Below are 13916 nucleotides of genomic sequence, written 5' to 3' on the forward strand. Positions count from 1 at the left end.
GCGGCGCCGCCCTCAAGATCGCCGCCGATGACCTGCCCCTACTCCCCGAGGGAACCTACTATCACTACCAGTTGATCGGGTGCGAGGTGCTCGACGCGGACGGGGAGTCGCTCGGCCGGGTCGGCTCGATTCTCACGACGGGGAGCAACGATGTCTTATGCGTGGGCGAGGACGAGATCCTGATCCCGGCGATCCGGGACTTCGTCGCGGCAGTGGACCTTCCCGAGGGGAAGATCCGGCTGGGAGTCCCTCGCTCCCGGCTGGGGATGGACGAAGAGCCGATCTGACGATCCACGTCCTGACCGGATTCCCACGGATATTCGATGGCCCGCTCGATGAGGGGATGATCCGCGTGGCCCGGACAAAGGGGCTCGCCGACATCCGTGTCGTTCCCCTGCGCGACTTCGCCGACGACAACCACCGGACCATCGACGACTATCCCTACGGCGGAGGCCCGGGGATGATCCTGAAGGTGGAACCCGTCGCGCGGGCGATCGATTCCCTGCCGCCGCCCGCCGGGACTCGCCGCGAAACGATACTCCTGACCCCGCAGGGGGAGAGGCTCGACCAGGAGCTGGTCAAGAAGCTCCTCTTCTCGGGCGATCTGGTGCTTCTCTCCGGACGCTACAAGGGAGTGGACGAGAGGGTGCGCGCCTTCGCGACCCGGGAGGTCTCCATCGGCGACTACGTCCTCTCCGGGGGAGAGTTCGCGGCGCTTGTGTTGATCGATGCGGTGGTGCGGCTTGTGCCAGGCGTCCTCGGCTCCTTCGACTCGGCCGCCGGAGATTCGTTCGAGACCGGATTGCTCGACTGCGGCTACTACACGAGACCCGAGGAGTTCCGGGGGATGAAGGTCCCCGATCTCCTCCTCTCGGGAGACCATGGTGCGATCGAGCGCTGGCGCCGGCGCGACGCGCTCGCCCGCTCTCTGAGCCGCAGGCCCGACCTGCTTGGACGGGCCGACTTGAGCGGAGAGGATCACCTTCTTCTGCAGGAGCTGGGCTGGGAAGGGGCCTCCCCGCCCCCCGCGAAAAAGCGGCGGAAAAGGTAGCCCGTTTGTGGTCTAATAGGGAGTCGCTTTGGAATCTCAAGGAGTTTGATGATGGATCTGCTCAAGAAAGTCGAGGCCCCTCATGTGCGGGCCGATCTGCCCCGGTTCGGTCCGGGGGACACCGTTCGAGTTCACGTGAAGGTGATCGAGGGGGACAAGGAGAGGACGCAGGTCTTCCAGGGAACCGTGCTTGGCCTTCGGGGCAGCGGCCTCGGCCGGAGCTTCACGGTTCGCAAGGTCACCGATGGGGTCGGAGTCGAGAGGATCTTCCCGATCCACTCGCCGAGCATCGCGAAGGTCGAGGTCACGCGGCTCGGCAGGGTGCGCCGCGCGAAGCTCTCCTATCTGAAGGAGCTCAAGGGGAAGTCGGCCCGGATCCGGGAACGTGAGAGGGGAAGCAAGGAAACCACGGCAAGCTGAGCGGCGTCCGGGGCACAGGCTCCCGAGCGGCAGATGGGAAGCGGCCCTGCGGCGAGCGGGGTCGCTTCGTGTCGCAGGAACGGATGAGGTCGGGCGGGGCTGTCTTGCGGGGCCGGTGGTCGCGGCGGCGGTGATCCTCAAGCCCAATCGTCCGATCCCGGGATTGCGCGACTCCAAGCTTCTCTCGCCGGGGGAACGAAGGCGCCTCGTTCCGTTGATCCTAGCCGCTTGCGAGGCGTTCGGAGTCGGCTCGGCGTCCGTCCATGAGATCGACAGGTTGAACATCCGCCGCGCTTCCTTCCGCGCCATGCTTCGCGCCATCGCCCGCCTTCGTCCTCCGCCGGACCATCTGATCGTTGATGGCTTCGCCATCCCGGGGCTCGCGATCGCCCAGACGCCTCTGGTCTCGGGGGACCGTCTCTGCCGGAGCGTCGCGGCCGCCTCCGTCCTCGCGAAGGTCCTTCGCGATCGGCGGATGGACCGTCTCCACCTTCTCTATCCGGCCTATCGATTCCAGGAGAACCGCGGATATCCGACGCCGGAGCACCTGCGCGCGCTCGAAGCCTACGGCCCCTGCCCCCTCCATCGACGGAGCTTCGCGCCGGTGAGGCGGCTCCTGGAAGGCCCGCTCAGTCTCCCCCTCTGACCGAGCCGGCACGGAGTCTGCTCACGCCTCCATGGATGGAGTCTCGATGCGGGAATGCCGAGCGGTCGGCGCGGGGCGCGGCCGCCGAGACGATCGCGGCCGCCTACCTTCGCCTGCGCGGCTGCGAAATTGTGGGACGCAACGTCAGGGCCGGAGGAGGCGAGATCGACATCGTGGCCCGCCGCGGCGACTGGCTCCTCCTTGTGGAGGTCCGCTTCCGGCGAGATGATCGCTTCGGCCTGCCGGTGGAAACGATCCGGGGGCGAAAGCGCGACGCGATCCGCCGGGCCGCCCACGCCTATCTGTCCGGAGCGGGCGGCCGGCCCGCCTGTTGGAGATGCGACATCGTCTCCGTCGATTTGCTTGGCGACGGTGACATGAGGGTGCGCCACTACCCGAACGCGATCCCTCTCTGAACCCCCCTCAAGGCCCAGCCGCACCCCCGAACCCCGGTATTGACACGGGGCGCCCTTGTGACTAGATTCTCGTGCGGCCCCGGAGCGGCCATGTCTCGGGTGTGGGGGGAGGGGTTCAGGTGCTGACTTTATGGCAGTCCGCGACCTCCGGTCGTCCAGGGATTGGCACGATGCTGGAGCGGGTTCTGAGGATGTCTCCGGGGCCAGTTTCCTCTTGGATTCGGGATCTTCGCGAAACCGGTTGACCGCTCTCGCCCTGCCCTGTCAGTTTCAACCATATCAATGGGTTGCCGTTCCTGAGAGGGAGGCTCTCTTGGCGTCGCGCCGGACCGATGAGATCGAGGATCTCGCGCAGAGAGTGAGGAGTGGGGACCGCAGGGCGATCTCGCGGGCCATTTCTTGGATCGAGGATCAGACGCCCGCTGGCCGCAAGCTCCTCGATCGCCTCTACTCCCCGCGTCCCCGCTCCCACCGGGTGGGGATCACGGGGCCGCCCGGATCGGGCAAGAGCACGATCGTCAGCGAGCTGACGCGCCTCCTGCGCGCGCGCGGCGAGCAGGTCGGGATCCTCGCGGTCGATCCATCGAGCCCGTTCACGGGTGGCGCGATCCTCGGAGATCGGATCCGGATGCAGTCCCATCAGGGCGATCCGGGTGTCTTCATCAGGAGCATGGCCAGCCGAGGCAGCCTCGGCGGGCTCGCCACCGCGACCTACGAGGCGAGCGAGGCGCTCGAGGCCGCCGGATGCTCCCGGATCCTCTTCGAGACGGTCGGCGTCGGCCAGTCGGAGCTCGAGATCATCGAGGCGGCCGACACGACGGTTCTGGTCCTGGTGCCCGAATCGGGGGACGGCGTGCAAGTGATGAAGGCCGGGCTCATGGAGGCCGGCGACATCTTCGTGATCAACAAGTCCGATCGCGAAGGAGGGGATCGTCTCCACAAGGAGATCTCCCTCATGATCGAGATGGGGCGAGAGCGCCGCGGGGCGGTCGCCGCGCCGTCATCCGCCGGGCTCGGGCTGCCCCGGGATCGGGGCCTTGCGCGAGGGGTTTCCGAGACGGCGTGGGAGAGGCGGATCTGCCGCACCGTCGCGCTGCGGGGCGAGGGGATGGACGATCTCCTCGCATCCATCGAGGCGCATCGCGACCAGATCCAGTCCGACGCCGCGGTCTGGTCGGCGCGACAGGAGCAGCGGCTCGACTCGCGGCTGCGCACCCAGCTCCGCGATCGAATCCTCCACGGCCTCTGGAAGGCCGGACATCTGGAGGAGTGGATAGGCGATGGGCTGGGCCGGATCCGCAGGGGGGAGATATCCCCCTACGGACTGGTGGACGAGCTCGTGCGGAGGCTCTTGCCTGAGGATCGGCCGGCCGGCATCGAGGCCGGCAAGGGAGGGGATCGATGAGCACGGAGAAGATCCGGATCCTGGTGGCGAAGCCGGGGCTGGACGGCCACGATCGCGGCGCGAAGGTGATCGCGACCGCCTTTCGCGACGCAGGCTTCGAAGTCATCTACACCGGCCTCCATCAGACGCCCGAGATGATCGTCGACGCGGCGATACAGGAAGATGTCGACATCGTCTCGCTGAGCATCCTGTCAGGCGCGCACATGACCCTCTTCGCGCGGATCCTGGATCTTCTCCGCGAGCGCGGGGCAGCGGACATCCACGTGATGGGGGGCGGGATCATCCCGGAGGAGGACATCGTCAAGCTGCGCGAGATGGGAGTCGGAGCGATCTTCGGTCCGGGCACCGCGACGAGCGAGCCGATCGACTACATCCGGCGCTGGCGTGAGGAATCGGCGGGGCGAGAGGGCGGTCGAGGCTAGACCCGTTTGGCTTGATCTGAAGAGCCGGCAGGCGCATCAAAAGGAGCGAGGAATGGCATACATCAGCGAGGAGCATGAGGCGATCCGCGCGGCGATACGCGATTTCGCGGAGAACGAGATCCGTCCGCACGCGATGGCGATCGACAAGGAGAGCAGGTTCCCGATCGAGATCCTGAAGAAGATGGGGGCGCTCGGCTATCTCGGGATCCCGTATCCGGAAGAGTGGGGCGGTCCGGGGATGGACATGCTCTCCTACGCGATCGGCGTGGAAGAGATCTCGCGCGTCTGCGCGTCCACCGGCATCACCATGGCCGCGCACACCAGCCTCGGCATCTTCCCCATCTACACGTACGGGACGCCGGCCCAGAAGGAGCGCTACCTGCGCAAGCTGATCACCGGCGAGTGGCTCGGTGCCTTCGGGCTGACGGAGCCGGAGGCCGGTTCGGACGCCGGAGGGACCCGGACGACCGCGGTTCGCGACGGCGACGGGTGGATCCTGAACGGATCGAAGATCTACATCACCAACGGCAAGAGCGCGAAAGTGATCGTGACCGCCGCTCGGACATCGAAGGATGCCGGGACGCGGGGGATCTCGGCCTTCCTGGTCGAGCAGCCGAACCCCGGGGTCACGATCGGCAAGCTCGAGGACAAGCTGGGTTGCCGGGGGAGCGAGACGGCCGAGATCCACTTCGAGAACGTCCGTCTCCCCGCGGACGCGCTCCTGGGAGAGCTCAACAGAGGCTTCCCGGTCTTTCTCGACACTCTCGACGGCGGGAGGGTCTCGATCGGGGCGATGGCGCTCGGCATCGCGCAGGGGGCCTTCGAGGCCGCGGTCGAGTACGCGAAGACCCGGCAGCAGTTCGGCCGCCCCATCGCCGAGTTCCAGGGGCTGCAGTGGATCCTCGCCGACATGGCGACGCAGATCGAGAACGCGAGGCTGCACGTCTACAACTCGGCGCGCATGAAGGACGCGGGCGTTCCGTACAAGAAGGAATCGGCGATGGCGAAGCTCGTGGCGGCCGAGACCGCCATGTACGTCACGACCAAGGCGATACAGGTCCACGGGGGAATCGGTTACATGCGGGAGCTTCCCGTCGAGCGCTACTTCCGCGACGCGAAGCTCCTCGAGATCGGGGAAGGAACATCGGAGATCCAGCGGACCGTGATCGCGCGGGAGATCCTCAAGTAGGAGGGAGGTCAAGATGAGCGTGGAGAGGGACAATCCGGCGGCGGCGCGCGCGGGTCGTGGCGCGGGAGACAGGGAAGTCGTCCTGCTCTCGGCGGTGCGGACCGCGCTGGGCAGATTCCAGGGGGGTCTCGCCCCCTTCTCCGCCACAGATCTCGGCGGCATGGCGATTCGAGAGGCGATACGGCGTGCGGGCGTCGCCCCCGACGCAGTCGACGAGGTGCTGATGGGGCATGTTCTCCAGGGCGGTGTGGGCCAGGCCCCGGCGCGGCAGGCCGCTCTCAAGGGGGGAGTGCCGGACACGGTCGGCGCGACCACGATCAACAAGGTCTGCGGATCGGGGCTGAAGGCGGTCATGATCGCTTCATCGGAGATCCGGGCCGGCGAGGCCGAGGTCATCGTCTCCGGGGGGATGGAGAGCATGTCGAACGCCCCCTACTTCCTGCCCGGCGCGCGCGCCGGCTACAGGATGGGAAACGGCGAGATCAAGGACATGATGATCAACGACGGCCTCTGGTGCTCGTTCAAGAACTGGCACATGGGGATGGCCGCGGAGCTGATCGCGGAGAAGTTCAACGTGAGCAGGGAGGAGCAGGACGTCTATGCCGCCGACAGCCACAGGAAGGCGATCGCGGCCATCGACGGCGGGAAGTTCAAGGCGGAGATCCTCCCGGTTTCGATCCCGCAGAAGAAGGGGGATCCGATCGTCGTCGACACCGACGAGGGGCCCCGCCGGGACACGACCGTCGAGACGCTCGCCAAGTTGAAGCCCGCTTTCAAGAAGGAGGGGGGCACGGTGACGGCGGGGAACGCCCCGAGCGTCAATGACGGCGCGGCGGCTCTGGTCGTCGCCTCTCGTGAGGCGGCCGAGCGGATCGGCGCCGCCCCGATCGCGCGGGTTCTGGGATACACGACAGCCGGGACGGCCCCCGAGCTGCTCTTCTACGCCCCCGTGGTCGCGGTTCGCAGGCTCATGGAGAAGCTCGGCATGAAGCTCGGCGACTTCGACCTGATCGAGGCGAACGAGGCCTTCTCCGCTCAAGCGCTCGCCGACGGCAAGGAGCTGGGCTGGGACTGGTCGCGCGTGAACGTCCACGGAGGCTCGGTCGCACTGGGGCATCCGATCGGCGCGAGCGGTGCGCGCGTTCTGGTGACGCTGCTCCACGCCATGAAGGACCGCGGGGCGCGGCGCGGACTGGCGACCCTCTGCCTCGGCGGCGGCAATGCCGTGGCCCTGGCGGTGGAACGGATATAGCGATCCAGAAGGGTGGTGTGCCTTGTCGCCCCGCCGATCGCGGCGGGGCATGGGGGAGTTGAAATGGATAGAAACCGACCGATCGCGGTCATCGGCTCCGGGACGATGGGGAACGGGATTGCCCAGGTCCTGGCGCAATCGAAGTTCCCTGTGACTCTCATCGATGTCGCGCCCGAGATCCTGGATCGCGCGAAGGCTTCGATCGACAAGAGCCTCGAGCGCCTGGTCAAGAAGGGCGCCTTGCCGGCGGACGAGAAGCAGACGATCATCGGCCGCGTCAAGTTCACGACGAAGCTGGAGGAGGTGCGCGACGCGCAGATGGTGATCGAGGCGATCATCGAGGACGCAGCCGTGAAGAAGGACCTCTTCGGCCGCCTCGACGCCCTGATGCCTCCGGGGGCGATTCTCGCGAGCAATACCTCCTCGATCTCGATCACCGAGCTGGGCGCCGCGACCAAGCGGGCCGACCGCGTGATCGGGATGCACTTCATGAACCCGGTCCCCGTCATGCAGCTGATCGAGATCATCCGCGGGCTCGCCACCTCGGACGCCACTCTGTCCGAGACGGTGGCGCTCGCGAAGGAGCTGCAGAAGACCCCCGTGGCGGTCCAGGACTACCCGGGCTTCGTCGCGAACCGGATCCTCCTTCCTATGATCAACGAAGCGGTCTACTGCCTCATGGAGAACCTCGCTTCGCCCGAGGACATCGACACGGTCATGAAGCTCGGGATGAACCACCCGATGGGTCCCCTGGCGCTCGCCGACCTGATCGGCCTGGACATCTGCCTCAACGTGCTCAATGTCCTCTACGACGGGCTGGGCGATCCCAAGTACAGCCCCTGTCCGCTGCTGGTCAAGATGGTGAAGGCGGGGTACCTGGGCAGGAAGACGAAGCGCGGGTTCTACGACTACAACGCCTGACGAGAGAGATGGAATCCCTGCTCTCGGCCTCGCAGATCCGATTGCGGCAGGAAGCGCGCTCGCTCGCCGAGTCGCTTCTTCGCGAAGGGGCAGAGGGGAGGGACCGGTCGGCGGCCTTCCCCTCGGAGGAGATCCGCGCCCTCGCCCGGCGCGGCTACCTGGGGATGACCGGAGATCCTTCCCACGGCGGCCAGGGGTGGGATCGCCTCGCGGCCTCCCTCGTCCTCATCGAGCTTGCTCGCGGCTGCGCCTCGACCGCCCTGGTCGTCGGATTCCACGCCCTGGTTGTTTGCGAGGCCATCTCGCGGTCCGCTTCTTCCGCGCTCAAGTCTCGCCATCTCCCTTCCCTCATCCGGGGGGAATCGCTGGGCGCGCTGGCGATGAGCGATCCATCCGCCCTGGGCGCGCCGCCGGATCCGGCCACTGCGTGGACTGAAGGGGACCGGCTGATCCTGCGGGGATCGCGCGAGTCGGTTCCCGGGGCCACGGCCGCGGACCTGTTCCTTGTCTACGCGCAGGTCGGATCGGAGCAGGACGGGGGCGATGCCGGAGTCCCAAGGACGCGGCGCGAGACGACCGGGGTCGGAGCGTCGTCGGCGGCGGACGCGAGCCCGCGCAGGAGAGCCCTTCTGCTGGTCCCCCGCGGAACGCCCGGTCTCCGGATCGGCCCGGGGTCGCCTCCCTTCGGCGTGCGCGCCGCGGGAGTGGCCGATGTCCGGTTCGATGAATGCGTCGTGCCATCGGATCAAGAGCTCGCCCCGCCGGGCGAGCCGCGCGCCGTCTCGGGGCCGATCCTCGCCGATGCGGATCTGGTCGTCGCTTCCCAGGCGGTCGGGATCGCCGAGGAGGCCTTCGAGAAAGCCGTCGTCCGCACCAAGGAGCGTGATGCTTCCGGCGCGCATGTCGGCTCGCGCCAGTCGATCCAGTGGAAGCTCGCCGACATGCAGGTTCTGCTCGACGCGGCGCGCCTGTTCTGTCTTCGCGCCGCCATCGCGGCGGATCGGGGGGAGGCGGGCTACGCCCGGGAGGCCGCGCAGGCGAAGTGTTTCGCGGGTCGCGCGGCTGCCAGGATCGCCGATGAGGCCGTGCAGGTCTTCGGTTCAGCGGGCGCGATCGCCGACGGCGGAATCGAGCGGCACTGGCGGGACGCGAAGACGACCGAGCTCAATCCAACCTCGCGAGAGGCCGCCCTGCTTTCGATGGCGCGCTCCCTTCTCGGGGGTGGCTCATGATCGACCCCCGCTTCACCGAGGACGAGCGGATGGTCCTGCAGGTGGTCCGCGATTTCGCCGCCTCCGAGCTGGCGCCGATCGCGCACGACCTGGACATCAACGCCGTCGTTCCCCGCGAGGCGATCGCCAAGATGCAGGAGCTCGGCCTCTTCGGCCTCCTGATCCCCGAGGCCTACGGCGGGACCAGCATCCGCGCCGTGCTCTACGTCCGCGTCATCGAGGAGCTGGCGAGAGCCTGCGCGGGAGTGGCCATCGTCGTCTCGGTCCACAACTCGATCGGCGCGCAGCCGATCTTCCTCTACGGGACCGAGGAGCAGAAGAAGCGATTCCTCCCTCGCCTCGCCGCGAGGGAAATCGGCGCCTTCTGCCTTTCGGAGGCCGGCAGCGGCAGCGACGCGGCGAGCCTGACGCTGCGCGCCCAGAGAGACGGGGACTTCTGGGTTCTCGACGGCGCCAAGCTCTGGGTCACGAGCGCCACTCAAGCAGGCGTCTTCATGGTGTTCGCACGCACGAATCCCGACCCCGCCGCGGGCTACCGCGGGATCACGGCCTTTCTCGTGGAACGGGGCACGGAGGGGTTTTCGGTCGGCAAGAAGGAGGACAAGATGGGTCTTCGCGCGTCCGACACCGCGGAGCTCATCTTCGATGCGGCGCGCGTGCCCGTCGAGAACCAGCTCGGCAAGGAAGGGGAAGGCTTCCGCGTCGCGATGAGCTCGCTCGACAGCGGCAGGATCGGCGTGGCGGCGCAGGCTCTGGGGATCGCGCGCGCCGCCTTCGACGAGGCGCTCGCCTACGCCAAGGTAAGGCGTCAGTTCGGGCGGGCGATCTCGGAGTTCGAGGCGACCCGCATCCGACTGGCCGAGATGGACACCGACATCGAAGCCGCAGCCCTGCTCATCCATCGGGCGGCCCACCGGAAGGATCTCGGGCTGCCGTACGGACCCCAGGCATCGATGGCGAAGCTCTTCGCCTCCGAGATGGCGACCCGCGTCACGCACGCCGCGATCCAGATCCACGGGGGATTCGGCTACACGAAGGACTACGCCGTGGAGCGCTACTACCGGGACGCCCGCGTCACCGAGATCTACGAAGGGACCTCGGAGATGCAGAGGATCGTCATCGCCCGCTCCGTGCTTGGCGGCCTCCGCTAGCGCGCCCCTGGCCTACGCTTCCGAGCAGATCTCGAGCAGAACCCCCCCGGTCGTCCTCGGGTGGAAGAACTGGATCCTCTTGCCGCCGGCCCCCGTCGAGGGATCCCCGATCGGCTCCATGCCGCCCGCGACGAGCCGCGCGCGGGCCGCGTCGAGGTCCGCGACGGCGATCGAGACGTGGTGGATTCCGGGACCGTGCTTCTCGAGGAACCGCCCGACCGCGGAGGACGGGTCCGTGGGAGAGAGAAGCTCGATCGCGCTCTCGCCCAGGCGGAGGTGGTAGGTCGTGAGCTTCTGCGAGGCGACCTCCTCGACCGACTCGAGATCGAGCCCCAGCAGGTCGCGATAGACCCGTAGCGCCGCCGCGACGTCCGCCACGGCGATCCCGATGTGGTCGATCCTCTCGCTCATCGTCCCCCCTTCAGATCCGCCCGGGATCGCGGTGGGAGCCGAAGACGCCCCGCAGGCGATGGCAGATCTCGCCGATCGTCGCGCGCGCCCGGACCGCGTCCCGCAAGGGATCGAGCAGGTTCCCGTCGCCTCGCGCGACTTCCTCCAGTCGCCCGAGCGTCCGGGCGACCGCGTCCCCGTCACGGCGCGAGCGGAGATCGGCGAGCCGCTCCATCTGCCGCAAGGCCACCGCGGGATCGACGCGGAAGATCATCGATGGCGGCGCTTCCCGGCTCCGGTGGCGGTTCACGCCGAGGACGCCGATCTCGCCCGACTCGATCCCCCGCTGATAGGCGTAGGCGGAGCGATGGATCTCCCTCTGGATGATCCCCCCCTCGATCGCCGCCAGGACTCCGCCCGTCCCCTCGATCTCTCCGATCAAGCGCGTCGCCTCCTCCTCGAGGCGGCCGGTGAGCGACTCCACGTACCAGGACCCACCGAGAGGATCGATCACATCGGCGACGCCCGTCTCCTCCGCCAGGAGCTGCTGCGTGCGCAGGGCGAGAAGCGCCGACTCCTCCGCCGGCAGCGAGAGCGCCTCGTCGCGCGAGTTCGTGTGCAGCGACTGGGTCCCTCCGAGGACGGCCGCCAGAGCCTGCATGCCGGTCCTGAGAAGGTTCAGGTCCACATCGGTCGCCTGCAGGGTGCTCCCGGCGGTCTGCGTGTGGAAGCGGAGCATCCAGCTCCGGGGATCGACCGCGCCGAACTCCTCGCGCATCGCCCGCGCCCAGTAGCGACGCGCGGCCCTGAACTTGGCGATCTCCTCGAAGAGATGGTTGTGCGCGTTGAAGAAGAAGGAGATCCGCGGCGCGAAGGAGTCGACCGCGAGGCCCCTCTCGATCGCCGCCCGCACGTAGGCGCGCGCGTTCGCGAACGTGAAGGCGAGCTCCTGAACCGCCGTCGCGCCGGCCTCCCGGATGTGATAGCCGCTGATCGAGATCGGGTTCCAGCTCGGCATCCGCCGCGAGCAGTACTCGAGGCAATCGATCGCCAGGCGCAGCGAGGGCTTCGGGGGGAAGATGTAGGTCCCCCGGGCGATGTACTCCTTCAGGATGTCGTTCTGGATCGTCCCGCCCAGCCGCTCCGGCGCGACGCCTTGCTTCTCGGCCACCGCTTCGTACATCAGGAGGAGGATCGCGGCGGTCGCGTTGATCGTCATCGAGGTCGTGACGCGATCGAGCGGAATCCCGTCGAAGAGCCTCTCGAGGTCCTCCAGGGAATCGATGGCGACGCCCACCTTCCCGACCTCTCCCGCGGCGAGGGGATCGTCGGAGTCGTACCCCATCTGGGTGGGGAGATCGAAGGCGACCGAGAGGCCGGTCTGCCCCTGCTCCAGCAGGTAGCGGAATCTCCGGTTGGTCTCCTCGGCCGATCCGAATCCGGCGTACTGGCGCATCGTCCAGAGTCGCCCGCGGTAGCCGGTCGGCTGCAGGGACCGGACGAACGGGTAGGCGCCCGGGTAGCCGAGATCGCGCTCGTGATCGAAGCGGGGGAGATCCTCGGGCGCATAGAGCGGCTCGAGGGGGAGCGATGAGGCGCAAAACGCCTGCCTTCGCTCCCTCTGTTTCTCCCGGGCCCGGCGCCAGGCCTCGCGATTCTCGCTCATGGCGGCCTAGGCGGAAGCGCCCGTCGGCTCGAGGACCACCAGGAGGGCGTCCCCCTCGACCGTCTGGCCCGGCTCGACCGCGATCTTGCGGACGACGCAGCTCTTCGGGGCCGTCAATGCGTTCTGCATCTTCATCGCTTCGAGGACCACCAGGGGCGACTCGGCCGCCACGAGATCCCCGATCGCGACGTGGACATGCACGACCAGGCCGGGCATCGGGGAGCGGACTTCGATCGGGCCGGTGCGGTTGTCGCCCTGCGCCGTGCGGGCGACCCGCCCGGCGAGGGCGTGCGCGACCTCGACGGGAATCTCCCTGCCGCCGACGGAGATCTTGTAGAGCCCTTTCCCGTCCGACTGGATCCCCACGCAGTGCGGCCGGCCATCGACCAGGAGACAGCCGTCCCCGGGACCGGTCTCGATGAAGGCCACCCGGTGCTCATGCCCGTCGATCTCGATCCTGTGCTCCTCGCCGTCGGCTCCGATCCTCACGCGCTTGCGGACGCCGTGGACGGCCGCGAGGAACTCGTGCCCGGGACTTCCGCTCATCGGTTCCCCCATCCCGGGCCCGGCCGGCCCGCCCGCTTCCATGCAGATTCCGCTGACGAGGGGCGCGCGCTCTCGCGGCGGATCAGGAGATCCCCTCGATACTCTGCAAGCGCCGCCGCGAGGATCGCCGCGGTCTCTTCCTCCCTCCCGAGGATCTCCTCAGGACGGAACTCCTCCTCCAGGAAGGCCGTGTCGGTCGCGCCCGCCCGGAAGCGGGGATGGCCGAGAAGCCAGCTGTGGAACGGCAGATTCGTCTGGATCCCCACGATCCGGTACTCCCGGATGGCGCGCAGGGCCCGATCGATCGCCTGCTCCCGATCCTCGCCCCAGATGATCAACTTCCCGATCAGCGGATCGTAGTGGGGAGTCACCTCCGTCCCGGTCTGGAAGCCGACGTCGTTGCGCGCTCCCGCGCCCGCGGGGAGCCGAACGCTCCGGATCCAGCCGGTGGAGGGAAGAAAGCCGCGGGCCGGATCCTCGGCATTGATGCGGCACTCGATCGCGTGTCCCCTCCATTCGACCTGCTCTTGCCGGATGTCGAGGCGTTCCCCCAGGGCGATCCGCAGCTGGCGACGCACGATGTCGATGCCCGTGACCGCCTCCGTGATCGGATGCTCCACCTGAAGGCGGGTGTTGACCTCGAGGAAGTAGAATCCCCCCTCGGGGTCGACGAGGAACTCGACCGTGCCCGCGTTCGTGTAACCGATCTCGCAGGCGATCGCGACCGCCGCCCTCCCCATCCGATCGCGCAGGCCCGCGAAGGGCGCCGGCGTCGGCGTCTCCTCGAGGAGCTTCTGGTGCCGCCTCTGGATCGAGCACTCGCGCTCCCCGAGGTGGATGACCTGCCCGTGCTGGTCCGCAAGGATCTGGATCTCGACGTGCCGGGGATGGGAGATCGCGCGCTCGAGGTAGATCGTCGCGTTTCCGAAGGCGCGACCGGCCTCCTGCCGGGCCATCTCGACCGCCGCGCGCAGCTCCTCGTCGTTCGCGCACAGGCGCATCCCCTTGCCCCCGCCGCCGAAGGCGGCCTTGATCAGGACCGGATACCCGATCGCCGCCGCTTGCCCGCAGGCGGCCTCCGGGTCGGCGGGGAGCTCCCCGCTTCCGGGAATCAGCGGCACACCGCTCGCCTCGACCGTCCTGCGCGCGGCGATCTTGTCCCCCATCGCGCCGATGGCGCGCGGGGGCGGGCCGATCCAGATCACGCCG

16 protein-coding genes are annotated in these 13916 nt (G+C 68.2%); 12 read left to right on the forward strand and 4 right to left on the reverse strand.

Annotated features, from left to right (window positions below; all coding sequences use genetic code 11):
- The 12 genes from rimM to FJY88_07610 form a co-directional block, all read left to right on the forward strand.
- Window positions 1–287 (forward strand): 16S rRNA processing protein RimM (gene rimM / locus FJY88_07555; GenBank protein ID MBM3287189.1); only part of this gene is annotated, 287 nt, incomplete at its 5' end.
- Window positions 284–1051, forward strand: a complete 768-nt coding sequence (trmD, locus tag FJY88_07560) for a tRNA (guanosine(37)-N1)-methyltransferase TrmD (GenBank protein ID MBM3287190.1) — start codon at window positions 284–286, stop codon at window positions 1049–1051. The genes rimM and trmD, both read left to right, overlap by 4 nt.
- A 51-nt stretch (window positions 1052–1102) precedes the next feature.
- Window positions 1103–1471, forward strand: coding sequence for a 50S ribosomal protein L19 (gene rplS, locus FJY88_07565; protein MBM3287191.1), 369 nt, complete (start codon window positions 1103–1105; stop codon window positions 1469–1471).
- Window positions 1437–2117, forward strand: a complete 681-nt coding sequence (locus FJY88_07570; GenBank protein ID MBM3287192.1) for a ribonuclease HII — start codon at window positions 1437–1439, stop codon at window positions 2115–2117. Before rplS ends, FJY88_07570 begins: the two co-directional genes overlap by 35 nt.
- Window positions 2118–2152: 35 nt before the next feature.
- Window positions 2153–2533, forward strand: coding sequence for a YraN family protein (locus FJY88_07575; GenBank protein ID MBM3287193.1), 381 nt, complete (start codon window positions 2153–2155; stop codon window positions 2531–2533).
- A 130-nt stretch (window positions 2534–2663) separates the two neighbouring features.
- Window positions 2664–3938 carry a methylmalonyl Co-A mutase-associated GTPase MeaB gene (gene meaB, locus FJY88_07580; GenBank protein ID MBM3287194.1) on the forward strand — a complete coding sequence of 425 codons (1275 nt, stop codon included), beginning with the start codon at window positions 2664–2666 and terminating at the stop codon, window positions 3936–3938.
- Window positions 3935–4360: a cobalamin B12-binding domain-containing protein gene (locus tag FJY88_07585; protein MBM3287195.1), complete on the forward strand. Its 426-nt coding sequence runs from the start codon at window positions 3935–3937 to the stop codon at window positions 4358–4360. Before meaB ends, FJY88_07585 begins: the two co-directional genes overlap by 4 nt.
- A 52-nt stretch (window positions 4361–4412) precedes the next feature.
- Complete coding sequence (locus FJY88_07590) at window positions 4413–5549, forward strand: acyl-CoA dehydrogenase (protein ID MBM3287196.1); 1137 nt, start codon at window positions 4413–4415, stop codon at window positions 5547–5549.
- A 13-nt stretch (window positions 5550–5562) separates the two neighbouring features.
- Window positions 5563–6801 carry an acetyl-CoA C-acetyltransferase gene (locus tag FJY88_07595; GenBank protein MBM3287197.1) on the forward strand — a complete coding sequence of 413 codons (1239 nt, stop codon included), beginning with the start codon at window positions 5563–5565 and terminating at the stop codon, window positions 6799–6801.
- A gap of 63 nt (window positions 6802–6864) precedes the next feature.
- Window positions 6865–7722 (forward strand): 3-hydroxybutyryl-CoA dehydrogenase, encoded by an 858-nt coding sequence (locus tag FJY88_07600; protein ID MBM3287198.1) that lies wholly within the window; start codon window positions 6865–6867, stop codon window positions 7720–7722.
- 8 nt (window positions 7723–7730) lie between these two features.
- Window positions 7731–8954 carry a hypothetical protein gene (locus FJY88_07605; GenBank protein MBM3287199.1) on the forward strand — a complete coding sequence of 408 codons (1224 nt, stop codon included), beginning with the start codon at window positions 7731–7733 and terminating at the stop codon, window positions 8952–8954.
- Window positions 8954–10105, forward strand: coding sequence for an acyl-CoA dehydrogenase (locus FJY88_07610; GenBank protein ID MBM3287200.1), 1152 nt, complete (start codon window positions 8954–8956; stop codon window positions 10103–10105). Before FJY88_07605 ends, FJY88_07610 begins: the two co-directional genes overlap by 1 nt.
- Before the next feature lie 12 nt (window positions 10106–10117).
- Here FJY88_07610 and mce read toward each other — a convergent pair whose 3' ends face one another.
- From mce to FJY88_07630, 4 genes are all read right to left on the reverse strand, one after another.
- Complete coding sequence (gene mce, locus FJY88_07615; GenBank protein ID MBM3287201.1) at window positions 10118–10516, reverse strand: methylmalonyl-CoA epimerase; 399 nt, start codon at window positions 10514–10516, stop codon at window positions 10118–10120.
- Window positions 10517–10526: 10 nt separating this feature from the next.
- Window positions 10527–12161, reverse strand: coding sequence for a methylmalonyl-CoA mutase (locus FJY88_07620; protein ID MBM3287202.1), 1635 nt, complete (start codon window positions 12159–12161; stop codon window positions 10527–10529).
- A 6-nt stretch (window positions 12162–12167) separates the two neighbouring features.
- Window positions 12168–12749: a hypothetical protein gene (locus tag FJY88_07625; protein MBM3287203.1), complete on the reverse strand. Its 582-nt coding sequence runs from the start codon at window positions 12747–12749 to the stop codon at window positions 12168–12170.
- Window positions 12704–13916: ATP-grasp domain-containing protein (locus FJY88_07630; GenBank protein ID MBM3287204.1), on the reverse strand; the 1213-nt coding region annotated here is incomplete at its 5' end. The genes FJY88_07625 and FJY88_07630, both read right to left, overlap by 46 nt.

It is taken from the genome of Candidatus Eisenbacteria bacterium (assembly GCA_016867495.1).
Classification (GTDB): Bacteria; Eisenbacteria; RBG-16-71-46; order CAIMUX01; family VGJL01; genus VGJL01.

What these genes read in the sequence shown, in the direction of transcription:
- rplS (MBM3287191.1), top strand. Translation starts at nt 1,103, where the DNA reads ATGGATCTGCTCAAGAAAGTCGAGGCCCCTCATGTGCGGGCCGATCTG.
- FJY88_07575 (MBM3287193.1), top strand. Translation starts at nt 2,153, where the DNA reads ATGGAGTCTCGATGCGGGAATGCCGAGCGGTCGGCGCGGGGCGCGGCC.
- meaB (MBM3287194.1), top strand. Translation starts at nt 2,664, where the DNA reads ATGGCAGTCCGCGACCTCCGGTCGTCCAGGGATTGGCACGATGCTGGA.
- FJY88_07585 (MBM3287195.1), top strand. Translation starts at nt 3,935, where the DNA reads ATGAGCACGGAGAAGATCCGGATCCTGGTGGCGAAGCCGGGGCTGGAC.
- FJY88_07590 (MBM3287196.1), top strand. Translation starts at nt 4,413, where the DNA reads ATGGCATACATCAGCGAGGAGCATGAGGCGATCCGCGCGGCGATACGC.
- FJY88_07595 (MBM3287197.1), top strand. Translation starts at nt 5,563, where the DNA reads ATGAGCGTGGAGAGGGACAATCCGGCGGCGGCGCGCGCGGGTCGTGGC.
- FJY88_07600 (MBM3287198.1), top strand. Translation starts at nt 6,865, where the DNA reads ATGGATAGAAACCGACCGATCGCGGTCATCGGCTCCGGGACGATGGGG.
- FJY88_07605 (MBM3287199.1), top strand. Translation starts at nt 7,731, where the DNA reads ATGGAATCCCTGCTCTCGGCCTCGCAGATCCGATTGCGGCAGGAAGCG.
- mce (MBM3287201.1), bottom strand. Translation starts at nt 10,516, where the DNA reads ATGAGCGAGAGGATCGACCACATCGGGATCGCCGTGGCGGACGTCGCG.
- FJY88_07620 (MBM3287202.1), bottom strand. Translation starts at nt 12,161, where the DNA reads ATGAGCGAGAATCGCGAGGCCTGGCGCCGGGCCCGGGAGAAACAGAGG.
- FJY88_07625 (MBM3287203.1), bottom strand. Translation starts at nt 12,749, where the DNA reads ATGGAAGCGGGCGGGCCGGCCGGGCCCGGGATGGGGGAACCGATGAGC.